Origin of the sequence: Kitasatospora sp. NPDC001527, assembly GCF_040298605.1 — a bacterium.
Lineage (GTDB): Bacteria > Actinomycetota > Actinomycetes > Streptomycetales > Streptomycetaceae > Kitasatospora.
Genome location: NZ_JBEPAM010000009.1, coordinates 67,827 through 93,918 on the forward strand (window position 1 = coordinate 67,827; position 26,092 = coordinate 93,918).

24 protein-coding genes are annotated in these 26,092 nt (G+C 74.6%); 13 read left to right on the forward strand and 11 right to left on the reverse strand.

Features of this window, described 5'->3' with window-relative positions:
• Positions 1–35: 35 nt before the first annotated feature.
• Positions 36–869 (reverse strand): SAM-dependent methyltransferase, encoded by an 834-nt coding sequence (locus tag ABT238_RS12205; protein ID WP_350562873.1) that lies wholly within the window; start codon positions 867–869, stop codon positions 36–38.
• A gap of 293 nt (positions 870–1,162) precedes the next feature.
• Here ABT238_RS12205 and ABT238_RS12210 point away from each other — a divergent pair, with 293 nt between their 5' ends.
• The 8 genes from ABT238_RS12210 (at position 1,163) to ABT238_RS12245 (ending at position 9,215) form a co-directional block, all read left to right on the forward strand.
• Entirely contained in the window at positions 1,163–1,549 is a 387-nt protein-coding gene (locus ABT238_RS12210) for a PRC-barrel domain-containing protein (protein ID WP_350562875.1), read from the forward strand.
• Positions 1,550–1,695: 146 nt separating this feature from the next.
• The gene (locus ABT238_RS12215) at positions 1,696–1,962 is read left to right on the forward strand and encodes a metal-sensitive transcriptional regulator (protein WP_344329712.1); all 267 of its coding nucleotides are present in this window, start codon (positions 1,696–1,698) and stop codon (positions 1,960–1,962) included.
• Between the two features lie 130 nt (positions 1,963–2,092).
• Positions 2,093–3,007 (forward strand): phosphotransferase family protein, encoded by a 915-nt coding sequence (locus ABT238_RS12220; protein WP_350756905.1) that lies wholly within the window; start codon positions 2,093–2,095, stop codon positions 3,005–3,007.
• Between the two features lie 162 nt (positions 3,008–3,169).
• Positions 3,170–4,501 carry a cryptochrome/photolyase family protein gene (locus ABT238_RS12225; RefSeq protein ID WP_350756908.1) on the forward strand — a complete coding sequence of 444 codons (1,332 nt, stop codon included), beginning with the start codon at positions 3,170–3,172 and terminating at the stop codon, positions 4,499–4,501.
• A 238-nt stretch (positions 4,502–4,739) separates the two neighbouring features.
• Positions 4,740–6,191, forward strand: a complete 1,452-nt coding sequence (locus tag ABT238_RS12230; RefSeq protein WP_350756911.1) for an endonuclease/exonuclease/phosphatase family protein — start codon at positions 4,740–4,742, stop codon at positions 6,189–6,191.
• 14 nt (positions 6,192–6,205) lie between these two features.
• Positions 6,206–8,200: a phosphocholine-specific phospholipase C gene (locus ABT238_RS12235; protein WP_350562883.1), complete on the forward strand. Its 1,995-nt coding sequence runs from the start codon at positions 6,206–6,208 to the stop codon at positions 8,198–8,200.
• A gap of 87 nt (positions 8,201–8,287) precedes the next feature.
• Positions 8,288–8,761 carry a VOC family protein gene (locus tag ABT238_RS12240; RefSeq protein ID WP_350562885.1) on the forward strand — a complete coding sequence of 158 codons (474 nt, stop codon included), beginning with the start codon at positions 8,288–8,290 and terminating at the stop codon, positions 8,759–8,761.
• A gap of 4 nt (positions 8,762–8,765) precedes the next feature.
• Positions 8,766–9,215: an SRPBCC domain-containing protein gene (locus ABT238_RS12245; RefSeq protein WP_350756915.1), complete on the forward strand. Its 450-nt coding sequence runs from the start codon at positions 8,766–8,768 to the stop codon at positions 9,213–9,215.
• A gap of 58 nt (positions 9,216–9,273) precedes the next feature.
• Here ABT238_RS12245 and ABT238_RS12250 read toward each other — a convergent pair whose 3' ends face one another.
• From ABT238_RS12250 to ABT238_RS12280, 7 genes are all read right to left on the reverse strand, one after another.
• Entirely contained in the window at positions 9,274–10,539 is a 1,266-nt protein-coding gene (locus ABT238_RS12250) for an FUSC family protein (protein WP_502891422.1), read from the reverse strand.
• Positions 10,540–10,553: 14 nt separating this feature from the next.
• Positions 10,554–11,297 (reverse strand): polyprenol monophosphomannose synthase, encoded by a 744-nt coding sequence (locus ABT238_RS12255; RefSeq protein WP_350562889.1) that lies wholly within the window; start codon positions 11,295–11,297, stop codon positions 10,554–10,556.
• Positions 11,298–11,466: 169 nt separating this feature from the next.
• Positions 11,467–11,733 carry a GlsB/YeaQ/YmgE family stress response membrane protein gene (locus ABT238_RS12260; RefSeq protein ID WP_350562891.1) on the reverse strand — a complete coding sequence of 89 codons (267 nt, stop codon included), beginning with the start codon at positions 11,731–11,733 and terminating at the stop codon, positions 11,467–11,469.
• 142 nt (positions 11,734–11,875) lie between these two features.
• A complete protein-coding gene (locus tag ABT238_RS12265; protein WP_350562893.1) occupies positions 11,876–13,066 on the reverse strand; it encodes an ABC transporter ATP-binding protein in 1,191 nt (396 codons plus the stop codon).
• Positions 13,067–13,075: 9 nt separating this feature from the next.
• Positions 13,076–13,909, reverse strand: coding sequence for a carbohydrate ABC transporter permease (locus ABT238_RS12270; RefSeq protein WP_350562895.1), 834 nt, complete (start codon positions 13,907–13,909; stop codon positions 13,076–13,078).
• Positions 13,906–14,832 (reverse strand): carbohydrate ABC transporter permease, encoded by a 927-nt coding sequence (locus ABT238_RS12275; protein ID WP_350756919.1) that lies wholly within the window; start codon positions 14,830–14,832, stop codon positions 13,906–13,908. The genes ABT238_RS12270 and ABT238_RS12275 overlap by 4 nt, the downstream gene beginning before the upstream one ends.
• Positions 14,829–16,100, reverse strand: a complete 1,272-nt coding sequence (locus tag ABT238_RS12280) for an ABC transporter substrate-binding protein (protein WP_350562899.1) — start codon at positions 16,098–16,100, stop codon at positions 14,829–14,831. The genes ABT238_RS12275 and ABT238_RS12280 overlap by 4 nt, the downstream gene beginning before the upstream one ends.
• A 360-nt stretch (positions 16,101–16,460) precedes the next feature.
• Here ABT238_RS12280 and ABT238_RS12285 point away from each other — a divergent pair, with 360 nt between their 5' ends.
• The 3 genes from ABT238_RS12285 to ABT238_RS12295 all read left to right on the forward strand — a co-directional run bounded on the left by ABT238_RS12285 (position 16,461) and on the right by ABT238_RS12295 (position 20,958).
• Positions 16,461–19,496 carry an AMP-binding protein gene (locus ABT238_RS12285; protein ID WP_350757153.1) on the forward strand — a complete coding sequence of 1,012 codons (3,036 nt, stop codon included), beginning with the start codon at positions 16,461–16,463 and terminating at the stop codon, positions 19,494–19,496.
• Between the two features lie 123 nt (positions 19,497–19,619).
• Positions 19,620–20,408 carry a LysR substrate-binding domain-containing protein gene (locus ABT238_RS12290; protein ID WP_350756922.1) on the forward strand — a complete coding sequence of 263 codons (789 nt, stop codon included), beginning with the start codon at positions 19,620–19,622 and terminating at the stop codon, positions 20,406–20,408.
• A 103-nt stretch (positions 20,409–20,511) separates the two neighbouring features.
• Positions 20,512–20,958, forward strand: a complete 447-nt coding sequence (locus ABT238_RS12295) for a DUF4259 domain-containing protein (protein WP_350562903.1) — start codon at positions 20,512–20,514, stop codon at positions 20,956–20,958.
• A 20-nt stretch (positions 20,959–20,978) separates the two neighbouring features.
• Here ABT238_RS12295 and ABT238_RS12300 read toward each other — a convergent pair whose 3' ends face one another.
• A complete protein-coding gene (locus ABT238_RS12300; RefSeq protein ID WP_350562905.1) occupies positions 20,979–21,911 on the reverse strand; it encodes an NmrA family NAD(P)-binding protein in 933 nt (310 codons plus the stop codon).
• A 110-nt stretch (positions 21,912–22,021) separates the two neighbouring features.
• Between ABT238_RS12300 and ABT238_RS12305 the strand changes: the two genes are divergently transcribed.
• Together ABT238_RS12305 and ABT238_RS12310 are read left to right on the forward strand one after the other, a co-directional pair.
• Complete coding sequence (locus tag ABT238_RS12305) at positions 22,022–22,771, forward strand: TetR/AcrR family transcriptional regulator (protein WP_350756924.1); 750 nt, start codon at positions 22,022–22,024, stop codon at positions 22,769–22,771.
• Between the two features lie 184 nt (positions 22,772–22,955).
• Positions 22,956–24,218 (forward strand): GDSL-type esterase/lipase family protein, encoded by a 1,263-nt coding sequence (locus ABT238_RS12310; RefSeq protein WP_350756927.1) that lies wholly within the window; start codon positions 22,956–22,958, stop codon positions 24,216–24,218.
• Here the strand turns inward: ABT238_RS12310 and ABT238_RS12315 are convergent.
• Both ABT238_RS12315 and ABT238_RS12320 read right to left on the reverse strand, forming a co-directional pair.
• A complete protein-coding gene (locus ABT238_RS12315) occupies positions 24,152–25,210 on the reverse strand; it encodes a WD40 repeat domain-containing protein (protein ID WP_350756930.1) in 1,059 nt (352 codons plus the stop codon). The genes ABT238_RS12310 and ABT238_RS12315 overlap by 67 nt on opposite strands.
• Positions 25,207–26,079: a hypothetical protein gene (locus ABT238_RS12320; protein WP_350756933.1), complete on the reverse strand. Its 873-nt coding sequence runs from the start codon at positions 26,077–26,079 to the stop codon at positions 25,207–25,209. The genes ABT238_RS12315 and ABT238_RS12320 overlap by 4 nt, the downstream gene beginning before the upstream one ends.
• Positions 26,080–26,092: the final 13 nt, after the last annotated feature.

The window sequence follows — 26,092 nt, forward strand, 5'->3', positions numbered from 1 at the left end:
CGCCCCGCCCATTGCGTCCGCCCCGCCCCGCCGGGTCAGGGCTTGCGGGCCACCGCTCCGTACATGCTGACGCGGTCGGCGCCCGCGGGCAGGGCGCCGTCGGGGCGCCAGAGGGGGACGGTGACGACCCCGGGGTCGAGCACCTCCAGGCCGTCGAGGAAGGCCCGCACCTGCTCCCGGGTGCGGCCGACCAGGGGAGCGGTGGCCTTGCTGTAGACGCCCGTCACCCGGTCGCGGACCTCGGAGGGGAGGAAGTCCGCGGTGCCGTGCGACAGGATCAGGTGGCTGCCGGGGGCGAGGGCGTCCAGCAGCGTGCGCACCACCTCGTAGGGGCCCTCGTCGTCCCGCACGAAGTGCAGGACGGCGGCGAGGACGAGGGCCGTCGGGCGGTCGAGGTCGAGCAGCTTCTCGGCCGCGGCGTCGGCGAGGAGCTCGGCGGGCCGGCGCAGGTCGGCCTGGATGACGGTGGTCCGGCCGACGGCGGTGCCGCCCATCAGGGCGCGGGCATGGGCGAGCACGATCGGGTCGTTGTCGACGTAGAGGACCCGGGCGCCGGGATCGACCGCCTGGGCGATCTCATGGGTATTGCCGGCCGTGGGGATGCCGGTTCCGATGTCAAGGAACTGGGTGATGCCGAGGTCGGCCACACACCGCACCGCCCGGGTGAGGAAGGCCCGGTTGGCGCGCGCGGTGGAACGGAATTCGGGGTTGGCCGCCAGGGCGCGCTCGGCGGCCTCGCGGTCGGAGGGAAAGTTGTCCTTGCCTCCCAGGTAGTAGTCGTACATCCGGGCGGGGTGCGGGACGTCCGGACGGAGGTCGGCGGGGATGCCCGGCTCGCCCTGCTCCCACATGCTCTCGTAACTCTCCACCACTGCCGCGCCTCCGCCCTGGGGACCTGATGCTCCGTCGGCGGACAGCGTAGGTGTTCGAGTGGACTCCTGTGCGTGGTTGGTCGGTTCACCCCCGGTTGTGCGAAATGGGCCCCTTGCCACCCCTTACGACGGAGCCGCACCCCACCCGGGAGGGCCGCACCCCCTCACGTTCACCCGATCGGGGGAGAACCGGCCCGGCGGGCGCTCCCCGCCCGATCGGCGCAGGATGGGAGGGTCCGGGGCACTGCCCAACCGAGGTGCCGCCGAGGGGCGGCTAGCGGGAGGTCGCCATGGCCGTCGCGGAGATCGTTCCGGCCGACATCAGGGAGTGGCGGGGTCAGGCCGTCGTGGACGAGAAGGGGCACAAGATCGGCAAGCTGGAGTCCGTCTACGTGGAGACCGCCAGCGACGAGCCGTACTTCGTGACCGTCACGGTCGGCCCGGCCGTCTCGGTCGGGCTGAACGTCAACACCCGGCTGGTCTTCGTCCCGCTGGACGGAGCCGTGCTGGGCCCGGGCTACCTCAAGGTGGCGTTCCCGAGGGCGCTGGTCAAGCAGGCGCCGTCGATCGGCGTCGACGACGTCCTGCCCGCCGAGAGCGAGCCCGAGGTGTTCGCGCACTACGGCCTCGCGTACGCCACCGGCGCGGGCGGCGAGCGCAGGCTCGCCCGGCGCTGAGCGGGGCACCCGGCCGGCCGCCGGACCGGGCCGCCTCCGCCGGCCGGCCACCGATCACGGGCCCTTCCGCCGCCGACCACCGGGGCTCCGATACCCCACGGGGTACACTGGAGAGCCGGTAGTCGACAGTGGAAGGCGGTCCTGAGATGCAGGTGGACGAGGAGGCCGTCGGCGCGGTCCTGAACCGGCTCCGGCGCGCCCAGGGGCAGCTGGCCGGCGTGATCGCCATGATCGAGGCCGGCCGGGACTGCAAGGACGTGGTGACTCAGCTGGCCGCCGTCTCCCGCGCCCTCGACCGGGCCGGCTTCAAGATCGTGGCGAGCGGCATGCGCCAGTGCATGGCGGGCGCCGACGCCGACACCCCGCCGATGAGCGAGGCCGAGCTGGAGAAGCTCTTCCTGGCCCTGGCCTGAGCACCCGGCCCGGAGGGCCGTTGTTGTCGCGGACCCCGTTGTCGCGGACCCCGGTGTCCCGGAAGCCTCCCGGAAGCCTCCCGGACCCGTCGGCCCCGCGCCGGCACCGTCGAACGGCCAAGGAATGCTCATGCCCCTCGACCCCGACGCGACGCGCGAAGCCGTCGCGTCGAGCCTGCGCGACCTGCGGTTCCCGTGGAGCGGGGATCCGGTCGAGACCGTAGGCTGGGGCTTTTCGAACGTCGTGCTCCGGGCCGGCGCGGACGTCCTCGTCAGGGTGCCGCGCACGCCCGAGGCCAGGGACGGCAGCGAGCGCACCGCCGAGGTGCTGCGGCGGCTGCCGCCCCTGCCGCTGGCCGTCCCTGAGGTGCTCGGAACGCTCCCGGCCGGGCCGCGGCTGCCGTTCGGCGCCGTGCTGCTCAGGAGGCTGCCGGGCGCGGTCGTGGACGACGACGTCGCCCGCGCGGACCGTGCGGCGTTCACCGGCGACCTGGCCGCTTTCGTCTCGGCGCTGCACGCCCGCGGCGACGGACCGCTGCTGGGCGCCCTCGGGGCGCACGGGGCCGGAGGGGCGGTCCACCCCGACGACGCCCTCGACGCCGGGACGGCCGCGGCCACCGCGGAGCGGCTGGCCGGTCGCGAGCGGCGGGTGTTCGAACGCTGGGCCACGGCCTATCGGCGGTGGCTCGCGGGCGCCGAGACCGTGCCGGTCCACGGCGACCTCTGGCCCGGCAACCTCCTGCACGCCGGCGGGAGGCTGTCCGGCGTCCTGGACTGGGACGAGGCGAGAATCGGCCCGCGGGCGGTCGACCTGTGCGGTGTCCGGTACCTGGGCCGCGACGTCGCCGAGGAGCTGATTCGCGCCTACGCGGCCCGGAACTCCCGCGACTACGAAGTCCTGCACGAGGAGACCGGGCTCGCCGCAGTCCGGCGTGAACTGCGGGGCGTCACCTGGTCCCTGCGCCACGACGACCCCGGGGAACTCCAGGAGTCCCTGGACAAGGTGCGGCGGTCCCTGCACGAGTTCCTGCGCCCGCCCGCCTGACCCGGCCGTCGCCCGCCCGCCTGACCCGCCCGTCGCCCGCGCGGCCACGGCGGCACCGGGCTCCCGGACCCCCGGCGGGGGCGTGCGCCACCACGGCGCGCGCCCCCGCCGTTCGCGTGGCGCACCCCGCGCAACCCCCGGCCGTGCGAGGCTCGTCCCCCCATGAGCCTCGCCATCGCCCTGCTCACCCAGGACCTCCGCCTGCACGACAACCCCGTGCTGCACGCCGCCCGCGCCGCCGCCGACGAGGTCGTCCCGCTGTTCGTCCTGGACCCCGACATCGCCGCCGCCGGCTTCGCCGCGCCCAACCGCGCCGCCTTCCTCGCCGACTGCCTCGCCGACCTGGACGCCTCGCTGCGCCCGCTCGGCGGCCGCCTCGTGCTGCGCCGCGGCCCCGCCGCCGCCGCCACCGCCCGGCTGGCCGCCGAGCTGGACGCCGCCTCGGTGCACGTCGCCGCCGGTGTGAGCGCCTTCGCCCACCGCCGCGAGCAGGCGCTGCGCGCCGCGCTCGGCGACCGCCTGCACGTCCACGACGGCTCGCTCACCGCCGTCGTCCCCGGAGCGGTGACGCCCGCGGGCAAGGACCACTACGCCGTCTTCACCCCGTACTTCCGCGCCTGGTCGCAGGCGCCCCGCCGGACGATCCACGGCCCGCCGAAGACCCTGCGCACACCGGAGGGCATCGCGAGCGAGCCCCTGCCCACCGCGGAGCCGGAGTCGCCCGCGCTCCCGCCGGGCGGCGAGCGGGCGGCCCGGCGGCTCTGGCGCCGCCACGACCTGGACCGCTACGCCGAGCTGCACGACGACCTGGCCGCCGACGGCACCTCGCGCCTGTCGCCGTACCTGCACTTCGGCTGCCTCTCCGCCGCCGAGCTGACGGCCGGGGCGCTGCGGCACGGCGGCGACGGCGCCGAGGCGTTCGTCCGGCAGCTGGCCTGGCGCGACTTCCACCACCAGGTGCTCGCCGCCCGCCCGCAGGCCGCCCGGCAGGCCTACCGCGACCGGGGCGACCACTGGCTGCCCGAGGACGACGAGGAGTGCGCGGCCTGGCGCGCCGGGCGCACCGGCTTCCCGCTGGTCGACGCGGGCATGCGCCAGCTCGCCCACGAGGGCTGGATGCACAACCGGGCCCGGCTGGTCACCGCCTCCTTCCTCGCCAAGACCCTCTACCGGGACTGGCGGATCGGCGCGCGCCACTTCCTGCGGCTGCTGGTGGACGGGGACCTCGCGAACAACCAGCTCAACTGGCAGTGGGTGGCCGGCACCGGGACGGACACCCGGCCGAACCGGGTGCTCAACCCGCTGGCGCAGGCCGACCGGCTCGACCCGGACGGCGCCTACGTCCGGCGCTGGGTCCCGGAGCTGGCGCACGTTCCCGGGCGGGCGGTGCACCGCCCGTGGCTGCTGGCCGAGCGCCCGGCGGGCTACCCGGACCCGCTGGTCGACCCGGCCGCGCTCTCCGAGCGCCTGCGCGGCGCCCGCGGCCTGGACTGATCCACCGCCACACCCCACACCCCCACACCCCCCGTTCCACAGTTCCCGAACCGCCCGACATTGCGTCACGTTTCGTTCACGTCCCGGTCGCTGACCTTCGGATGAATGGGCCCGGCCCCACAGTTGTACAGCCAACTGGCAATGGGGTCGCTCCCCCCAGCCTCCGTCAGCAGCCGCGGACGGCCCCGGTCCGGCATCCCTGCGGCGGCCCGGCGCCCGAGCGGCGGACAGGACCTCCGTGGCCACCGGCAGCACCCTGACTCCCACCGCCTCGACCAGCCCCCTGGAGGGCGACCGCCTCACCTTCCACTGGACCACCGACGCCCCCGACCCGAAGAACTGGGTCGGCGTCTACGACGGCGACCGCCTGCCGGGCAACGGCAGCTCGCTGCTCTGGAAGTACACGCCGGGCACCGCGGGCGACGTCCAGCTCGACACCTCCGCGCTCACCGGCGGCCCGTACACCGCCTACCTGCTGGCCAAGGACGGCTACGGCATCCTCGCCAGGACCGAGCCCTTCACCTTCCGCCCCAAGCCCGCCGTGGTCCGCCCGCACGCCGTCGTGGACGCCCTCACCGCCACCCCGGTGGCCCCCGGCGCGGCCGTCACCGTCGAGCTCGGCGGCCTCTGGGCCCGCCCCGAGGGGAACCCGGCCGGCAGCGCCGCCTTCCGGAAGGTCTCCGGCCCGGCGTGGCTGGCGGTCGCCGCCGACGGCACCGTCACCGGCACCGCGCCGACCGGCAGGCCGCCGCGCAGCCCGGAGGTGCTGGTCGTCGGGGTCAAGGACAGCGCCGGCGCCGCCGACACCGTCACCGTGCTGCTCCCGGTCGCCGACCCGGCCGCCGCGCCGCGTCTCAAGGTGGCGAGCTGGAACCTCGCCGACGCCGGCGCCGCGTTCACCGACGCGGTCGAGAAGCAGCTGCGCGTGGTGCTCGCCCAGGGTCTGGACGTGCTGGCGCTCCAGGAGACGGCCGGCACGGCCGCCCGGACGCTGGCCGACGCGCTCGGCTGGTACGCCTACCAGAGCGAGAGCAGCGTCGGCATCCTCAGCCGCTACCCGCTGAGCGCCGTCACCGCGCCGACCACCGCCCTGCCCGCCGCCGGGGCGACCGTCCAGCTGCCCGGGGGCCGCGCCGTCCGCGTCTGGAGCGCGCACCTCGACGAGGCGGACTACGGCCCGTACGCGGCCCAGGACGGGCGGAGCGCCGCGCAGATCGCCGCCGCCGAGACCGCCTCCACCCGCCTCCGGCAGGCCGAGGCGCTGGCCGCCGCCGTCCAGGCCGACGCCGCCGCGGGGGTCCCGGTGGTGCTCGGTGGCGGGCTGTCCTCGCCCTCGCACCTGGACTGGACGCCCGCCACCGCCGCCGCGCACGGCGGCGTCGGCGCGCTCGCCTGGCCCGTCACCACGGTGCTCCAGGCCGCCGGGCTCACCGACGCCTTCCGCGAGGAGAACCGGGACCCGGTCACGGTGCCGGGCATCACCTGGTCGCCGGTGCGCAAGCAGCGCGCCACCGGCAAGGCCGAGCCGCAGGACCGCGTCGACTACGTGCTCTACCGGGGCCGGCTGAAGCTGGTCGAGGCGCACACCCTGGTCGCCGACTGGCCCGCCACCGACGCCGATCCGGCCGCCCTCGCGGCCAACCAGTGGCCGTCCGACACCGCTGCCGCGGTCGCCACCTTCCAGCTCTGAAAGGCCAGTTCGCGATGTCCGACCTTTCCCGCCGCACCTTCGTCGGCGCCACCGCGGCCGCCGGCGCCGCCGCCCTGACCGGCCTGCCGGGCACCCCGGCGCAGGCCGCCCCCGCACCGGGGCGGCTGACCGGCACCATCAAGGACGTCAAGCACGTCGTGGTGCTGATGCAGGAGAACCGCAGCTTCGACCACTATTTCGGCGCCCTCGGCGGCGTGCGCGGCTTCGGCGACAAGCAGGCGCTGCGGTTCCCCGACGGCACCGACGTGTTCCACCAGCCCGACCCGCGCCGCAGCGACGGCAACGTGATGCTGCCGTACCGGATGGACACCTCGAAGTACAACGCGCAGAACGCCGGTGGCCTGCCGCACGACTGGGCGACCGGTCACCAGGCCATCAACAACGGCGCGATGAACAAGTGGATCGCCGCCAAGGGCGAGCGCACCATGGGCTACTTCACCCGCGAGGACATCCCCTACCAGTACGCCCTCGCCGACGCCTTCACCATCTGCGACGCCTACTTCACCTCGCTCGCGGGCCCGACCGACCCCAACCGGCTCTACCTGTGGACCGGCACCGCCGGCCCCGGCCGCGACGGAACCACCGGCCCCTGGATCGACAACACCCCGGTCACCGACAACCCCGTCGCCGACTGGACGACGTACGCCGAGCGCCTCGAACAGGCCGGGGTGAGCTGGCGGGTCTACCACAACCCCAGCAAGGACGACCGCACCGGCGACTACGACGACAACGCCCTCTCGTACTTCAGACAGTTCCACGACTTCCCGAAGGACGACCCGCGTTACGTCAACGCGATGACCAGGTTCGACCCGGCGGCCTTCGACGCGCACTGCAAGGACGGCACCCTGCCGACCGTCTCCTGGCTGGTCGCCCCGTACCTGTTCTCCGAGCACCCGGAGGCCGGCCCGGCGTACGGCGCGCACTGGGTCGACCAGGCCCTGCAGTCGCTGATGTCCAACCCGGACGTGTGGCGGCACACCGTCTTCCTGGTGATGTACGACGAGAACGACGGCTACTTCGACCACGTGGTGCCGCCGACCCCCGAGCCCGGCACCCCCGAGGAGTTCACCCAGGGCCGCGCCATCGGCCTCGGCAACCGGGTGCCGCTGTGGGTCCTCTCGCCCTGGTCGCGCGGCGGCTGGGTCAACTCCCAGGTCTTCGACCACACCTCGGTGCTGCGCTTCATGGAGCGGGTCACCGGAGTCGCCGAGCCCAACATCTCCGCCTGGCGCCGCGCCGTCTGCGGCGACCTCACCAGCTGCTTCGACTTCGCGGCGCCCGACCACTCGATCCCGCGACTGCCCGACACCAACGCCCTGATGGCCATGGCCGACGCCGGGACCAGGCTCCCCGGCGTCCAACTCCCCGCCGCCGGAGCCCAGTCCATGCCCGTCCAGGAGCGCGGCGACCGTCCGCACCGCCATCTGCCCTACCAGCCCTGGGCCGAGGCCGAGGTGGACCGGCGCACCGGCCGGGTCACCTGCACGATGAGCAATGACGGCGGCGTCGCCTTCCCGTACACCGTCTACCCGAACATCGCGCGGCCCTTCGCCGGCACGCCGTTCACGGTGGCGCCGGGCGCCTCGGCGACGTACCTCTGGGAGGCCGCGGCGACCAACGGCCGCTACGACTTCACCGTGCACGGCCCCGACGGCTTCGTCCGGCGCTTCGCCGGCACCGTGATCCGCGACGGCGCCGGGCGCGCGGACGTCCCGGAGGGCCAGAACGACATCGGCATCCCGATCGTCACCGCCGACCTCTCCGGCTCCGGCCGGCTCACCCTCCAGCTCGTCAACGACGGCATGACCGACGTCTGCTTCTCCGTCGCGCCGAACGACTTCGCGGGCACCGCGCAGACCGTCTGGGTGAAGCCCGGCAAGCAGAACAACCTCGCCTGGCCGCTGGACAAGCAGGGCCGCTACGACGTGGTGGTCACCGCCGCCACCGGCCAGCGCTTCACCCGCCGCTACGCGGGCTGGGTGCACTGAGCCGGGCCGCGGCCGGGGGGCGCCGAACCGGTGACCCCCGGCCGTGGCGCCCCCGCCCGGCCCGGACCCGCCGCTACCGTCGGCTCCATGCAGCAGATCACCCCATGCCTCTGGTTCGACGACCAGGCCGAGGAGGCCGTCCGCCACTACACCTCGGTCATCCCGAACTCGCGGATCACCGAGGTCACCCGCTACACCGAGGCGGGCCCCGGCACGCCCGGCACCGTGCTGACCGTCGCCTTCGAACTCGACGGCCGCCCGTTCGTCGCCCTCAACGGCGGCCCGCTCTTCCCGTTCACCGAGGCCGTCTCGCTCCAGGTGCAGTGCGACGACCAGGCGGAGGTGGACCGGCTCTGGGCGGCGCTGCTGGAGGGCGGCGGCCAGGAGAGCCAGTGCGGCTGGCTCAAGGACCGCTGGGGCTTCTCCTGGCAGATCACCCCCCGGGTGCTGATCGACCTGGTCTCCGACCCGGACCGCGCGAAGGCCGCCCGGGTGACCCGGGCGATGCTCACCATGCGCCGGATCGACATCCGGCAGCTGCTCGACGCGGCCGAGGGGTGAGCGCATGGCCGTCCCCGCCTACCGCCACATCTCCTACCTGCACGCCGCCCCGCAGCGGGTCTGGCACGCGCTGACCAACCCGGACGAGTCCGCTCTCTACTGGGGCCACCGCAACGTCTCCACCTGGCAGGTGGGCGCCCGCTGGGAGCACCAGCGCGCGGACGGCTCCGGCGTCGCCGACGCGTTCGGCACGGTGGAGGCCGCCGACCGGCCGAACCTCCTGGTCACCACCTGGTCCGGCCCCGGGGAGGAACGGCCTGCCGGGCCGTCCCGGGTGACCTTCGAGCTGTACGCCCACCAGGACCTCACCCGGCTGACCGTCACCCACGAGAACCTGGCCGACGAGGCCGAGCGCGCGGACGCCGAGGCGGGCTGGTCGGCCGTGCTGTCCAATCTGAAGACCTACCTGGAGACCGGCCACCCGCTCCCGCAGGACCCCTGGACGGTGCCGTGACCCCGGCGGCCCCCTGAACCGGACGCCGGACGCCGGTCGCCGGTCGCCCGGTCCTCGCTCAGGCCCGGCGGGCGCGCCTGCGCTGCCTGCGCCGCCGGCGCACCCGGCCGAACCCCGGCCGGTCGCCGCGCATCCACCGGCGCAGCCGGCCGAGCCGGGAGAACCGCTCCCGGCTCGCCACCGACGCCCGGTCCAGCTCCTCCATCAGCCGCCGCGAGCGGTGCTCCAGGTCCAGCTCGTCGAGGATCCGGTCGACCTCGGTCAGCAGCGAGCCGAGCAGGTGCCAGGCGTCCGGGTGCGCCCGCACCTGCTCCAGCAGCAGCCGGGCGACGTTCTCCCGGCTCGCCCAGGCGGCGGCCAGCTCGGCGGTGAGCCGCTCCTCGGCCTCCTCGGCGTTCCGGCTGACCTGGGTGGTCACCAGCACGGCGAAGCTCACCAGCGCGCCGCCGACGTGCGCGAGCAGCTCCTCCAGTGCCACCGCCAGCCCCGGCGCGACCAGCGGCTCGCCGGGCGCGCGCCGTTTGGCGAGGTCGGTCAGCGAGCGCGAGATGACCCGGATCACCACCACGCAGATCTCCAGGGTGTCCAGCCCGGTGCGCAGCACCAGCCGGGACAGCAGCCCCTCGCTGATCCGCGGGTTGAACCGCAGGCTGTCCTCGGCCTGCCGCAGCGCCGCGTCGACGTCGGCGATCGCCTGGTCGAGCCGGCGGGCCTCGTGCAGCCGTTCGGCGGCGTCCGCGACCGGGGTCGGCCGGCCCAGCTGGTCGGAGAGGTCGAGCAGCAGGTGCCGGGCCCGGCGGGAGAGGTCCTCGATCGACTCGCCCGCGGTGTCCACCCAGAGCGGCGGGGCGAAGACGAGGTTGAACAGCAGGCCGACGGTCGCGCCGATCAGCGTCTCCAGCACCCGGTCCCAGGCCTGGGAGGTCACCTGCGTGACGCCGAGGATCAGCATCGCGCTGATCGCGACCTCCTGGACGAACTCGTCCACCCGGACGAACCGGCCGATCACCAGCGAGGCCAGGATGATCAGTCCGAGGCTCCACCAGGAGAGCCCGACCACCGAGCTGAAGCCGATCGCGATCAGCACGCCGACCACCACCGAGTTCACCCGGCGGATGCTGGTGGTGAGCGTGGAGTAGACGGTGACCTGGACGACCAGCAGCGCGGTGAGCGGGGCGGTCAGCGGGGCGGGTTCGCTACTGAGCCAGGTCGCCACCACGTAGGAGAGCGTGGCGGCGACGGTCGCCCGGGCGGTCTGCACGGCGAAGGGCTCACGGGCGGCACGCCGCACCAGGGCGACGGCCCGGTCGGGGGCCAGGGCCACGCGGACCTCCTACGCTACGGCTTGCCGCGGCGCCCCTCGCGCAGCAGCTTCCACGGTGCGAGCGCCGACTCCATCTGCACCGCGAGGCTCATCTTCGACGCGCCCTCGACCCGCTCCTCGAAGCGGATCGGGACCTCCTTGATGGTGAGTCCGAGCCGCACCACCCGGTGGTTCAGCTCGACCTGGAAGGAGTACCCGTTGCTCCGGACCGACGGCAGGTCGATCGCCCGCAGGGACTCGGCGCGCCAGGCCTTGAAGCCGGCGGTGGCGTCCCGCACACCCAGGCCGAGGATGGTGTTCACGTAGAGGTTGGCCCAGGCGGAGAGCGCCTTGCGGTGCCACGGCCACTCCGCGGCGGTCGACCCGCCCGGCACGTACCGGGAGCCGAGCACCACCGCCGTGTCGTCGGCCAGCAGGGTCGCCACCATCTGCGGCAGGACGGAGGCGGGGTGGGAGAGGTCGGCGTCCATCTGCACGACCACGTCCGCGCCGTCCTCCAGGGCCCGGGTCATGCCGGCGACGTAGGCCCGGCCGAGGCCGTCCTTCTCGGTGCGGTGCAGCACCCGGACCCGGCCTTCGGACTCGGCGGCCAGCTTGTCGGCGATCTCGCCGGTGCCGTCGGGCGAGTTGTCGTCGACGACCAGCAGATGGAGGTTCGGCAGGTCGAGGCCGGCCAGCATTCCGGCGAGGACCGGAAGGTTCTCCCGCTCGTTGTAGGTGGGCACGACCACAACGACCTTCGGGGAGGCCTCGACCATCTTCTGTTCCCTCGCGATTTCGGCGTCCGCAGGCCGGCGCGGTCATCGGCATCCGCGCCGGGGTCGGACGGTCGTCCAGTGCTCCGGCCGTCGTCGTGGACCACGGCCGGTCCGTAGTACGGCCGTGCGAGTCTAGCCGCGCCGCTGCGGACGCCGTCGCGCCGTACCGTCATCTGGTCCGGCGGGAACTCCAGGCGGGGGCGACCACGGCGATCAGGGCGATGGCGAAGCCGAGCTGGAGCAGATGGCGGATCCAGTCGATCCCGGAGGTGTTCCGGACGCCGATCCAGCCGGAGACCGCGTTGCCGAGCCAGGCCCCGGCCGCGCCGAGCAGCATGGTCAGCCACCACGGGATCGCCTGCGGGCCGCGCAGGATCAGTTTGGCGATCACGCCGAGCACGAAGCCGATGAGCAGAATCCACAGGAGCTGGAACATCGCATTCCACCTTTCGAGGCGCGTTCCCCCATGATCGCCCGAACCGTCCGGTGCGGCACGTCCAGCGGGGGAGCGGGGACGGTCGCGCCCCCGCCTGCCCCGTTCCGGGCGTCCCAACCCCGCGTGATCCGGGAGGGCGGGCCTACCCGTCGGTGACCCGCTCCTCGCCGCTGAGCGCGGCCCCGGTGGCCGGATCGAAGACGTGCAGCCGCTCGGTGTCGATCCACAGCTCCAGCGGGGCGCCCTCGGCCGCCCGGGTGGAGGTGCCGATCCGGGCGACCACCTCGCGGCCGGGCGCCCCGGCGCCCGCCTCCTCCTGGCGCGCGCCGACCTCCTCCAGGCCGCCGCCGGAAACCGCGTCGCCCTCCACGGTGAAGTGCGCGAAGACGTCCGAGCCGACCGACTCCAGCACCTCGATCCCCACGGTGACGGTCGCACCGCCCACCGGGTGCTCCAGCAGCGCGGCGTCCTCGAAGTGCTCGGGGCGGATGCCGACCACCACCTCGCGCGGCGCGTTCGCCGCCGTGAGCCGCCGGCGCAGCCGGTCGCCCAGCGGCAGGTCGCCGAGCGCGGTGCGCAGCGCGCCCTCCTCCAGCCGGCCGTGCAGCAGGTTCATGCCGGGCGAGCCGATGAACCCGGCGACGAACAGGTTGGCCGGCTCGTCGTACAGCCGCTGCGGCGGGCCGACCTGCTGGACCAGGCCCGAGCGGAGCACCACCACCCGGTCGCCCAGCGTCATCGCCTCGACCTGGTCGTGGGTCACGTAGACGGTGGTGGTGCCCAGGCGCCGCTGCAGCCGGGAGATCTGGGTGCGCATCTGCACCCGCAGCTTGGCGTCCAGGTTGGACAGCGGCTCGTCCATCAGGAACGCCTTGGGATCGCGGACGATCGCCCGGCCCATCGCCACGCGCTGGCGCTGCCCGCCGGAGAGGTTGGCGGGCCGGCGGTCCAGGTGCTCGGTGAGGTCGAGGATCCGGGCGGCCTCCTCCACCTTGGCGGCGATCACCGCCTTGTCGGTCCGGGCCAGTCGCAGGGCGAAGCCCATGTTCTGACGCACCGTCATGTGTGGGTAGAGCGCGTAGCTCTGGAACACCATCGCGATGTCCCGGTCCTTGGGGGCCCGGTCGTTGACCACCTGCCCGCCGATCCGCAGGGTGCCGCCGGTGATGTCCTCCAGGCCCGCGATCATGTTCAGGGTGGTGGACTTCCCGCAGCCCGAGGGGCCGACCAGGATGACGAACTCGCCGTCGGCGACCGTCAGATCGAGGTCGTGGACGGCCACCGAGCCGTCGGGGTAGCGCTTGGTGATGCCCTCCAGGACGATCTCCGCCATCGGTCCGCGTCATCCCTTCACTGCGCCGGCGGTCAGGCCGGCCACGATGCGGCGCTGGAAGAACAGCACGAACAGCACGATCGGCACCGTGATCACCACGGCCGCGGCGGCGATCGAGCCGGTCGGCTGCTGGAACTGGGAACTGCCGGTGAAGAAGGCGATCGCGGCGGGCACGGTGCGCGCGGCGTCCGTGGAGGTGAGCGAGATCGCGAACAGGAAGTCGTTCCAGCAGAAGATGAAGACCAGGATGCCGGTGGTGAACACGCCCGGCGCCGCCAGCGGGGCGATCACCAGCCGGAACGCCTGGGCGGGGGTGGCGCCGTCCACCTTGGCGGCCTTCTCCAGTTCCCAGGGGATCTCCCGGAAGAACGCCGAGAGGGTGTAGATCGCCAGCGGCAGGGAGAAGGTCATGTACGGGATGATCAGGCCCGGCCAGGTGTCGAAGATCCCCAGCGCCCGCTCGATCTCGAAGAGCGGGGAGACCAGCGAGATCGGCGGGAACATCGCGATCAGCAGCGACATCCCGATCAGCAGCCGCTTGCCGGGGAAGCGCAGCCGGGCCACCGCGTAGGCCGCCATGGTGGCGAGCACGACGGCGATCGTGGTGGAGATCACCGCGATGCCGATGGAGTTGACCAGTGCCCGGGTGAACTCGGTCGTGCGGAAGATGCCGCGGTAGTTCTCCAGCGTCCAGCTGCGCGGCACGAAGTTGCCGTCGGTGAGGGTGGCCGGGTCCTTGAAGGAGAGCGCGGCGATCCACCAGACCGGGAACAGCGCGTAGAGCACCACCACCAGGTTGACCACGCCCCAGCCCGTCGCCGAGCGGGCCTGCCGGGCGGTCACCGGTGCTCCGCCGAGCCGCCGGGCGCGGCCGCGCCGAAGACCTTGACGAAGACCAGCGCGATCGCCGCCACGCAGAGGAACACCAGCACCGAGATCGCCGAGCCGATGCCCAGGTTGAGCGCGGTGAAGAGGTTGTCGTAGCCGAGGATCGACACCGAGCCGGTGTCGTTGGCGCCGCCGGTCAGCACGTAGATGTTGTCGAAGATCCGGAACGCGTCCAGGGTCCGGAACAGCAGGGCCACCAGGATGGCCGGTTTCATCAGCGGCAGGACCACCAGCCGCAGCCGCTGCCCGAAACCGGCGCCGTCGACCATCGCGGCCCGCACCGTCTCGGCCGGCACCAGCGCCAGGCCCGCCAGCAGGAGCAGGGCCATGAACGGGGTGGTCTTCCAGACCTCGGCCAGCACGATCAGGCCGATCGCCGGCCAGTGCTCGGTGAGCGGCGCGCTGCCCTCCGGCAGCAGCGCCGCCAGGTACCCGGTGCCGGGCGTCCAGGCGTACTGCCAGGAGTACGCCGCCACCACGGTGACGATGCCGTACGGCACGAGCACCGCCGTGCGGACCAGCCCCCGTCCGACCACCGCCCGGTGCATCACCAGCGCCAGTGCCAGGCCCAGCACCAGCTCGGCCGCCACCGAGACGACGGTGATCAGCGCCGTCACCCACAGCGCCTGCCACCAGTACGGGGAGGACAGCACGGCGCCGTAGTTGGCGAGGCCGACGAACTCGGAGCGGTCCGGGAAGCGCAGGTCGTAGCGCTGGAAGGAGAGGTAGACGGCGTAGCCGACCGGATAGGCCGTCACCAGCAGCATCACCAGCACGGCGGGCGCGCACAGCAGCCAGCCGAGCCGGCGCTCCTGCCGGGATCCCTCCGAGAGCCGGCCGGCGGCCTTCGCGGCGGTCCCGGTTCTGGTCGCGGTCACGGAATCAACCCCTTCGAGCCGAGCGCGTCCCTGATCTGCCCGGCGAGGTCGGCCACGGTGCGCTCCGGGTCCACCTCCGACGGCGGGGAGAGGGCGTGCGCGACGGCGATCGAGACGTTCTGGTACGCGGGCGTCTGCGGCCGCACCGAGGCGGAGTCGAGGGCCCGCAGCACGTCCGCCGCGAACGGGTAGCTCTGCGTGAGCTCGGCGGCGGTGTAGAGGCTGCGCAGCGACGGCGGCAGGCCGCCCTTGAGCGCGTTGGTCAGCTGGTTCTCCCGGTTGCGCAGGCACAGCACGGCCTCCTGGGCCGCGTCCGGGTGCCGCGAGTAGGCGCCGACGGCGAGGTCGATGCCGCCGATGGTCACCGTGGCGGGCCGCCCGGGGACGACCGAGGGGTAGGGCGCCCAGCGGAAGTGCGCGAACAGCTCGGGCTTGTTCTCCTTCATCGACGGATAGACGAAGGGGTAGTTGAGCTCGAAGGCGGCGGTGCCGGACTCCATCGCGAGCCGGTTCTCGTCCTCCATCTGGTTGGAGAGCGAGGGGTCGGCGGCGGGGGAGCGGGCGAGGTCCCGGATCACCCGGGCGGCGGTGACGGCCGGTTCGCCGAGCGAGGGCGCCGTCGCGTCGGGGGTGAGGATCGAGCCGCCGGCGCTGGTGACCAGGGTGTTGAACCAGACCGTCAGGCCCTCGTACTGCGCGCCCTGCACCTCGATGAAGTGCGGCTTGTCCTGCTCCGCCAGGCGTTCCGCCGCCTCCAGCATCTCGTCCCAGGTGGCGGGGGCGGCGGGCACCAGGTCGTCGCGGTACCAGAGCAGTTGGGTGTTGGAGTTGTACGGGACGGCGTACAGCCGGTCCTTCCAGGTGGCGGTCTGCAGCGCGGCGGCCAGGGTGTCCTCGCTCGCCCGTTCGCGCAGCGGGCCGGTCCACTCGCGGACCCAGCCGGCCTCGGCGAACTCGGGCGTCCAGGTGACGTCCAGCCCCATGATGTCCACGCCGGTGTCGTGCGCGGCGAGCCGGCGCACCAGCTGCTGGCGCTGGCCGTCGGCGGTGCGCGGCAGCTTGTTGTAGCGGATGGACCAGCGCCCGCCGGAGTCGCGGCCGCAGTTGTCCGCGGCCTGCTGGAGCGCGCCGGAGTCGTCGGGGAAGTTGTACCAGTCGAGGACGACCGGGCCGCCGCCCCCGGAGCCCCCGCCGCTGCCGCAGGCGGCCAGCGCCCACGCGAGCAGGAGCACCAGGGCGACGGCGGCCGGGTGCTTCTCTCTGGGCATCGCTACTCCCTCCGGTGGACCGGCCCGCGGCTGGCCCACGGTAGGCCGGGAGGCCGCCGGCCGCGCCCGACCGGCCGGTGCGACACCCCCCGGACCGCCCGGGCGGGCTAGCCGCGTTGCGCTCGGCGTGGACCTCGACGGTGCCGAGCGGCCGGGCGGTGGTCGGCGCGAAGCCCGAATCCGGCCCTGACCCCGGCGCCGGCGTGGGACGGCTCTGGCGGGTGACGGCGCCGAACCGCTACGGTCTGGACCAGCCACCCGTCCTGGCCTCTACCGGGAGTCGTCATCAGCACCCGATCCACCGTCAGCGCCGCGCCCGCCACCGCCGTTTCGGCGCTCGACGCGCTCACCCTGCCCGACCTGCTCGACGACCGGGCGCGGCGGCACCCCGACCGGCCCGCGCTGCTCGTCCCCGGCCGCCCGGCGCTCGGCTACCGGGCCTGGCGCGAGCGGGCGGTGCGCGCCGCCCACGGGCTCGCCCGGGCCGGGGTGCGGCCGGGGGAGCGGGTGCTGCTGCTCTTCCCCAACCGGGCCTGGGACGACTACGCGGTGGCCTTCCTGGCCGCGCACTACGCGGGCGCGGCGGGCGTCGTCGTCCGCGAGGACCTGAGCGCCGAGGACACCGCGCGCCTCGCGGGCGACAGCACGGCGGCCCTGGCGCTCGCCCCCGACGCCGACGCCCGGGCGGCCGCGGCCGGCCTGCGCTGCCTGCGGCTCGCCGACCTGGAGGCGGACGGCGCGGGCGAGGACCGGCCGCCGCACCGTCCCGGCCCCGGCGACCTCGCCCAGGTCATCGGCACCTCCGGCACCACCGGCGCGCCCAAGGGCGTGCAGGCCGCCCACGCCAGCCTCACCACCGGCCAGCGGCTCGATCCGCGCCCGCGCCCCTACGCCCACTCCGCGCACGCGGTGCACGCCTTCCCGATCGGCACCAACGCCGCCCAGGTGGTCCTGGTCAACGCCCTGGTCGCCGCGCCCGCGACGATCTGCCTGCCGCGCTTCGACGCCGAGGAGTTCGGCCGCACCGTCGCCGAACACCGGGTCGGCACCGTCTTCCTGGTGCCGTCGATGGCCGTCGAACTGCTCAACACGGGTGTCGCCGAGCGCCACGACCTCGGCAGCGTCCTGCTGGTGAGCTGCTCCGCCGCCGCGCTGCCCGCTCCCGTGGCCACCGCCCTGCGCGAGGCCCTGCCGACCGCGACCCTCGTCAACACCTACACCTCCGCCGAGGCGTCCCCCGCCCAGATATCCGCCGTCGTCGACGCCCGCCGCCCCGGCTCGGTCGGCCGCCCCGCCAACCCGGCCGACCTGCGGCTGCTGGGCGAGGACGGCGAGCCCGTCGAACCGGGCGAGGTCGGCGAGGTCTGGCTGCGCCAGCCCGGCCCGCCGCGCGGCTACACGGCCGGCGCCGCCGCCTCGGCCGCCGTCTTCCGGGACGGCTGGGTGCGGATGGGCGACCTCGGCCGGCTCGACGCCGACGGTTACCTCCACCTGGTCGACCGGGAGAGCGACGTCATCAAGTCCGGCGCCCTCAAGGTCTCCACGCTGCGCATCGAGGACGTCCTGCACGCCCACCCGAGGGTCGCCGACGCCGCCGCGCTCGGCCTGCCGCACCCCGTCATGGGCGCCGTGCCGGTGGCCGCCGTGGTGCCGGCCGCCGACGGCCTGGACCTCGACGAGCTGCGGCTCTTCCTCGCCGCCCGGCTCGGGCGGGCCGAACTGCCGGTGCGGATCCTGGTCACCGACCGGCTGCCGCGCAACCCCAGCGGCAAGGTCGTCAAGCACGAACTGCGCGCCCGCTTCGAGGCGCCCGCCGAGGAGCCGGCCGGCACCCCGCCCACGACCGAGCACGAACGCGCCCTGGCCGCCGTCTGGCGACGGATCCTCGGCCGGCCCGCCACCGCCGTGGAGGACGAGTTCTTCGCCCTCGGCGGGGACTCCTTCCGCGCCGTCCAGCTCGCCGCCGCCGTCTCCGCCGAGTTCGGCGTCACCGCCGCCACCGCCCTCGTCTTCGAACGCCCCTCGCTGCGCGCCCAGGCCGCCTGGCTCGCCGACGCCCCGCGGAACGCCGGCGGCCTCCTCCCGGTGGACGACGCCGACCTCTCGCCCTTCCTGCGCGAACTGCGCGCCCAGCCGCACGACATCCCGCTCACCTCCCAGCAGGAGAACTTCCTGCGCTGGATGGCCGAGGCCGAGGGGCGCAACGTCGGCTCGGTCGCCGTCATGTTCCGCGTCACCGAGGCGCTCGACCCCCGGCTGCTGACCGAGGCCCTGTACGAGGCGGTCCGCCGCCACCCGGCGCTGCGCACCCGGTTCGTGCCGGTGCCCGGCGCCGCACCGGGGATCCGGCGCGCCGTCGTCGACCCCGAGGCGGAGGTCGAGGCCGTGCTGGTCGACGCCCCGGGCGAGAGCGACGACGAGGTGTCGGCCCGTCTGATCGCCGTCCGGGACCGGCTCACCGACGTCGGCGAGGGACCGATGACGGGCCTGGCGGTGGTCAGCCGCGGACCCGACGACCACGCCGTCCTGCTCGCCGTCCACCACATCGTCGGCGACGGCTGGTCGGTCGGCGTGCTGCTGCGCGACCTCGGCGTGATCTACTCGGCGCTGCGCCGCGGCCGCCCGGCGCCCCCGCCCCGGCCGATGCCGACGCTCGGCGAGCTGGTCACCCGCGCCAACGCCCAGTGGCCGCTCTCCCGCGCCCACTTCGCCCGCACCCTCGCCGGTGCGCCGGAGGCCGTGCACCCGTTCCCCGGGCGCGCCGACACCGAGACGGTGCTCAGCGCCGCCCACCGCCTCACCGTCCCGGCCGCCCGGGCCACCGCGCTGCGGGAACGGGCCGCCGAGGCCGGGGCGACCCCGTTCCAGGCGCTCGCCACCGTCTGGCTCGGCCTGCTGGCGGAGCGCAGCGGGCAGGACGACCTGGTCCTGATGACGCCCGTCCCCGGCCGCACCACCCCCGAGGCCGAACAGGCCGTCGGCTGCTTCGTGCAGTCCCTGCTGCTGCGGGTGGACGCCTCCGGCGCCCCCGGATTCGCCGAACTCCTCGCCCGGGTCCGGGACACCGCCACCGCGGCGCTGGACCGGCAGCTGTACCCGTTCGCGGAGTTCAGCCCGCTGGTGCCGTTCGCCGCCTGGATCCGTTACGAGAGCTGGAACGCGCCCGCCCAGCTCCCGGGCCTGGCCTGCACGGCGTGGGAGGTCCCGCGCAGCGCCACCGTGCCCTACCCGCTGCCCGGCGGCGACCGTCACGTCCCCGAACTCGCCGCCACCGAACAGCCGGACGGCTCCCTGGTCTGCTGGCTGCGCTACAACGAGCACGCCTTCACCACGGCGGCCGTCGAGTCGCTGGCCGCCGCCCTTCAGGCGCGCATCGCGGACGCCGCCGGCGGCTGACGCCGCGGGGTCCCGGTGCGGGGCGATGGGTCGTCAGGAGAGCACGGCGGGCCCGAGGACCCGGGCGCACCACTGCTCGAAGCTGGTTGCCGACGTCGCAGCAGGCCGGCGGCCGCGGCGGCGATGTCGGCGACGGCCACCATCGGCGCCCCTGCGGCCGGCCTCCAGGACGTCGGTGAAGACCCCGCGCTCGCGGATCGAGTCCACCTCCTCCAGGAGGTTCTCGAAGAAGGACGGATTGGCCAGGGCGCGGTAGGCGACCCCGCCGCGCTGCGCACCACCTTCACCCTCGAGGCCGCCGACCTGGTCGGGGCCGCGCTGGCCCCCGCCCTGCTGCGGCTGGTGCGGCGCGAGGCGCCCGGGGTCGCGCTGCGCTTCCGCACCGAGGAGGGCGAGGGCGGACCGGCGCTGCGGGACGGCCGCGTCGACCTGGAGATCGGCTCCATCGACCACCCCGACCCGGAGACCCGGGTCGAGGACCTGGTCACCCTGCGGATGACGGCGGCCGTGCGCCGCGGCCACCCGCTCACCGAGGGCCCGCTGACCCCCGCCCGGTTCGCGGCGGCCGAGCACGTCTCGGTCAGCCGGCGGGGCGTCTTCACCGGCCCCGTCGACACCGCCCTCGCCGCACTCGGCCTCAGCCGTCGTGTGTCCGTCGCCCTGCCCGACCACCTCGCGGCCATGACCCTCGCCGCGCTCGGCGACGTCGTCTGCCTCGTCCCGGCCGCCCTGCCCGGTGCCGCGCCCTCCCCCTTCACGGACGCCGCCACCGCCCTCGCCCTGCAGCTGCTCGACATCCCGCTGCCCCTGCCGCCGGTCACCGTCGGGATGGCCTGGCACCCGCGCCACGCCGCCGACGGCGCCCACCACTGGTTGCGCGACGCCGTCCGCCGGACGGCCGGCGGGCTCTGACGGACGGGTCGGGCATGACGCCGGCTCAGGGCGGGGCGGGGGCAGCGGCTCGATTGTCGGTGGGCGGTGCGAGGATGCGGGCACAGCAACCGAGGAGAGCACCATGGGTACCTGGGACACCGGCCACTTCGACAACGACACCGCCGCGGACTTCGCGGGCGCCCTGGACGAGGCGGCCCCGGAGGAGCGGGAGGCCCTGATCCGCCGCGTCCTGACGGTCGCCGCCGACACCGGGGCCGAGGACTACCAGGACGCCTGGGACGGGGAGAAGGCGGTGGCCGCCGCGGCCCTCGTCGCCGCGCAGTGCCCGAACGGCGAGCCGGTCACCACCGCCTACGGCCCGGACGAACCCCTCCCGGTCCTCTCCGCCGACCTGCGCCAGCTGGCCGTGCAAGCCCTCGACCGGGTGGTCGCGGAGGAGTCCGAGCTCGCCGAGCTCTGGGACGAGACCGAGGAGGGGCCGGCGTGGCGCCGGTCCGTCAAGGACCTCCGGGCCGTGCTCGCCCCCGAGCCGGAGCCCGCCCCGGAGGCGCTGTCCGAGCTCGGGTGAGCACGGCCGGCCGTGCGCCGTCAGACCGTCCGCGGCGCGGGCTGCTCGCCGAGGAGCCGGGCCCGCAGCGCGGCGGCGCCGGACTCGGCGAGCCAGTCGGCGAAGGTGCGCAGGCCGGGGTGGATGACCCGCAGCGCCTCGATGTCCGCGTGCCAGCGGTGGCCGGCGTCCCACTGCTGCCGGACTTCGGCGAACTCCGGGTTCAAGGCGGCCGCCTCGTCGTGGGTGACCTGCTCGTAGCGCACCGCGATTCCGGTCGCGGCGCTGATCGCGGCGGCGGCCTCGACCGGGGTCGGGGCGTCGCCGGCCAGCTCCAGCGTGCGTCCGGCGAACCGGTCGGGCTGCTCGAAGGCGAGGGCCGCGAACTCGGCGATGTCCTCCAGCGCGATGATCTGGAGCGGCGCGTCCGGCGTGAACAGGTGCCGGTGGACCCCGTCGACGAGTCCGTCGAGGCCCACGCCGGTCACCCCGAGGTAGTTCGTCATGAACCGCACCGGGCGCAGCACGGTCACGAGCGGGATGCGCTCGTGCAGGTACTGCTCGATGCGCCGCTTACCCGGCGCCGCGAACGCCGCGCCCGAGGTCGAGGCGACGCCGGTGAACACCACCTGGCGGACCTCCGCGAAGGTCGCCGCGTCGACCAGGGCCCGGCCCCGGGCGAACTCCGACTCCGGGTCGCTGCCCGCCGGTCCGTAGGCGACCGGCGGTACGGCGAAGAGCGCGGTGACGCCGGCCAGCGCCGGTCCCAGGCTCGACGGTTCGTCGAAGTCCGCGACGGCCAGCTCCGCTCCCGCGGCCCGCAGCGCCGAGGCGGCGGGGGTGGACTCGTCTCGGACCAGCGCGCGGACCCGCCGGCCCCCGGCCAGCAGGCGGCGTGCCGTCGCGCCGCCCTGCTTGCCGGTGGCGCCGGTCACGGCGATGGTGGCCCAGGCGGAGTCGTGGTCGGTGGTCATGTCGTTCCTCCTCCGTCTCCCGGGACCGATGGCTCCGCATTGATGCGGTCGGCCCGGGGTATCTGGAACACTGCAACCCGTTTGGTCCGGTGGACAAGGGGTTTCGTGACATGACGACAGTGATCGGCGGGGACCGCGCGGACGCCCGCCGCAACCGGGCCAGGGTGCTGGCCGCCGCCGTCGAGGCGATGGCGGAGCTGGGGCTCGACGTCCCGCTCGGCGAGATCGCCCGACGGGCGGGCGTCGGCGCCGGCACCGTCTACCGGCACTTCCCGAGCAAACAGGCCCTCCTGGAGGCGGTGTTCACCCAGCACCTGGACGACCTGGTCTCCTCCGGCGAACGCCAGGCCGCCCGCTGCGCGCCCACCGAGGCGTTCTTCGGATTCCTGCTGGACGTCGTCGAACTGTCCAGCAGACGCGGGCACATCTGCGATGTGGTGACCGGTGACCGGACCTGGCCGCGCCCGCTGCTCACGGCCGCCCTGCTGCGCTTCCGCCAGGTCCTGGCCGCGCTGCTGCACGCGGCCCAGCGGGCCGGCGGCGTCCGCGCCGACCTCACCCCCGAGGACGTCGTGGCGCTCACCGTCGGATGCGTCTCGACGCTCACCGCCCGCCGCGACCGCTCGGCCGGGCTCAAGCTCGTCCGGCTGACCCTGGACGGGCTGCGGTCCACCACTTCCGTCACGAAACATCCACCCTTCCGTGACGGGTGCGGCGAGACCGTGACGACCTGCGGCGAGTCCGTGACGACCTGCGAGGAGTGCGGGGCCGCCCTCACCGCCCGCACCACCGGCCGCCCGGGCCGCTACTGCGGTGCCACCTGCCGCCAGCGGGCCCGCCGCAGACGCCTCGCCGGCTGACGGACGTGGCGAGCGGGATCGACCTCCTGCTCCGTACCCGTGAAGTTCTCCTGGTGTTCAGCCGGGTGCGACCCGTTGGCGGATAGCATCCGCGGCAGTCAGGCATCTAGACGTCTAGATGCCTGGCCGGAGCGGCAGGGGAGCTGCACCGCCACCACCCGACCCCGACGGGCAGGACGAGACCATGGACCACCAGGACGATCCGCGCGGCTGGATCACCGCACCCGTCACCGCGGACCTGCTGCGCGGGGCCCTCGACGTGGAGCGGACCGAGCGCGGCCTGCTGCCGCACCGGCTGCCCGCCTGGGCCCGCGCCCAGTGCGCGGACCCCCAGTTGGCCAGGGCGCAGTCCCAGCCGTCCGGTGTACGGCTGGTCTTCCGCACCCGGGCGACCGCTCTCGAACTGGACACCGTCCCCACCAAGACCGTCTACGCGGGCGCCCCGGCACGCCCCGACGGCGTCTACGACCTGCTCGTCGACGGCCGCCTCGCCGGCCGGGCGAGCGTGGCCGGCGGCGACACGCTGACCGTCGACATCGCCACCAGGACCGCCGAGCGCCGCCCCGGCCCCGTCGGCACCCTCCGCTTCGCCGGCCTGCCCGACCGGCTCAAGGACGTCGAGATCTGGCTACCGTACAACGAGACCACCGAACTGGTCGCGCTGCGGACCGACGCCCCCGTCGAGCCCGTGCCGGACCGGGGCCGCACGGTCTGGCTGCACCACGGGAGTTCCATCAGCCACGGCTCCGACGCCGCGAGCCCCACCACCACCTGGCCCGCCCTGGCCGCCGCCGCCGGCGGCGTGGAACTGATCAACCTGGGCCTGGGCGGCAGCGCCCTGCTCGACCCCTTCACCGCCCGCACCCTGCGGGACACCCCCGCCGACCTGATCAGCATCAAGATCGGCATCAATCTGGTCAACCACGACCTGATGCGCCTGCGCGCCTTCGTCCCCGCCGTCCACGGCTTCCTCGACACCATCCGCGACGGTCACCCCGGCACCCCGCTGCTGGTCGTCTCGCCCATCCTGTGCCCCATCGTCGAGGACACCCCCGGCCCCAGCACCCTCGACCTGGCCGCCCTGCGTGCCGGACGCGTCCTGGTCCGCGCGACGGGCGACCCCGCCGAGCGCGCGAGCGGAAAGCTGACACTCGGCGTCATCCGCGAGGAGCTGGCCCGCATCGTCGAACAGCGGGCCGCCGCCGACCCGAACCTCCACTACCTCGACGGTCGCGAGCTCTACGGCGAGGCCGACGCCACCGCCCTCCCGCTGCCCGACCGGCTCCACCCGGATGCCGCCACCCACCACCACATCGCCCGGCGCTTCGCGACCCTGGCGTTCACCGCGCCGGGTCCCTTCGCCCCTCCCGTCGCCGAGGGTCATCCGGAGGAGGGGGAGGCGAGCCACAGCCTGGAGCCGACCGCATCTCCCGAATCGCCGTCCTGAACGGTCCGGATGAACAGCGCCTTGCTGTGGGGGACGGCGCCGACCTGCTCCACGTGGTGGCCGGGGAAGGCGTGCTCCCAGACGACGCGCCGGCCCTCGACGTCCCAGACCACCACACCGGAGGGCGTTCCGGCCGCCGCGCGCCGGTCGTCGCCGAAGAGCGTCGCCGTCCAGATGATGGTGAAGTCGCCGACGGCGACCGTCTTGTCGGAGCGCACCCGGCCCGTCGTGAGGTCGACGACGACGGTGTGGCCGTCGGCGGTGCCGAAGGTCGCGAGGCTGCCGTCGCCGTTGAACCGCACGCTCCGGGAGGCGCACCCGCACCCGATCGTCTCGCCGACGCGGTCCGGATCGGCGGGGTCCCAGGTCTCCACGCCCTCCAGGCCGGCCGCGCGGACCAGCCCGTCGCCGGTGACCGCCCAGTCCTCGTAGGCCGTGCGGCCCCCGTCCGGGATCGGCTTCTCCGGCAGGGTGCTCGTCCTCCCGGTGGTCACGTCCACCACGGTGGGCTCGAAGCTGCCGTAGACGAAGAGCCCGCCGTCCGGGGACAGGCCGCCCGGTCCCTCGAGCGGGTCGATGGTGAAGTCGGTCGGGGTGGTGCGGGAGAGGTTCATCACCCGCACCGCGCCGTCCTCGCTCAGCACGGCGGCCGTCCCGCCGTCCGCCGAGACCCGGATGCTCCGTACGGGGGCGGGTGTGGGGGTCATCAGCCTGGTCGCGCCGTTGGCGGGGTCGACGTAGTAGACGCGCCCGTTCGACGTGCCCACGAGCAGGAGGCCGTTGCCGAGCGCGGCGCTCGCGGTCGCCCGCCCCGCGTCGCCGCCGGGGAGCGGTATCTCCGTGAGCGTGTACGGGGCACGTGCCGGCGTCTGGTCGTCGGCGCCGTCGGCGGCCGGGGCGTCCGACTGCCACCGGCCCACCCCGATCCCGGCGCCGACCGCCGCGAGGCAGACGAGGACCAGCGCGAGCACCCGCGCCCGGACGCCGCTCATGGCGCGTCCTTCGCACCGGGCGACGGCGGGACGAGGGGCTCACCGACGGCAACGGTCCGGCCGGAGGTGGTGGACGTCCAGGTGCTCTTGTAGTCCCACGCCCAGCCGGGCGCGGCCGGCAGGGGCGCCGTGCGGAAGCTCTTCCCGCCGTCGTCGACCCGCACCGTCGTGCGCTTGGTCCCCGAGACCAGGTCGAGTTCCAGGTACCAGTGGTAGAGCGCCTGTTGGGCCGTCGCGGAGATCAGGAACGTCTCGATCTCGCCGGACTCGACCGTGAAGCCGAACGGCGCGCCGTCCTCGGACGTGTACGTGGCGCGGGGCTGCGGGCTGTCCAGGTCGATGGTGAGGAACCGGAGGTTGGCCTGGCCGGCGGTGGGGCAGCTGACACCCACCGAGGCCGGCGGCTCCTCCCGGGAGGCGACCACCACGCGGACGTTGGAGATCTGCACCTGCCGTTCGGCGTTGCCCTGGACCGTCACCTGGAGCCTGCTCGCGCCGGCGTCCGTCCCGGCGTTCTTGATCAGCCAGTCGTGGAACCCGGTGCACCCGGTCCCCGGTCCCGTGGTGGGCGCGGCGCCCGCGGGCAGCACGCCCTGGATGCCCGTGTCCTCGAACGCGCCGACCTTCTTCGGGTTGGTCTCGACGGAGACCGTGGCGAGCGGGCCCGTGGTCCGGGCGAGCGAATTCGCCCCGTCCGTGAGTCGTGTGACGCCCCACGAGACGACCCCCACCACCGCCGTCGTGACGATCAGAGCGGGCAGCGACAGGAACAGCTCCCGCCGCCTGCGCCTGCCGTCCTGTCGTCCGGTCTCGCCAAGCTCCGGTCCCCGCCCGTCCCCTGATGTCTCCGCCGGGCCGCCCTCCGCCATGCCCGCCCCCTTC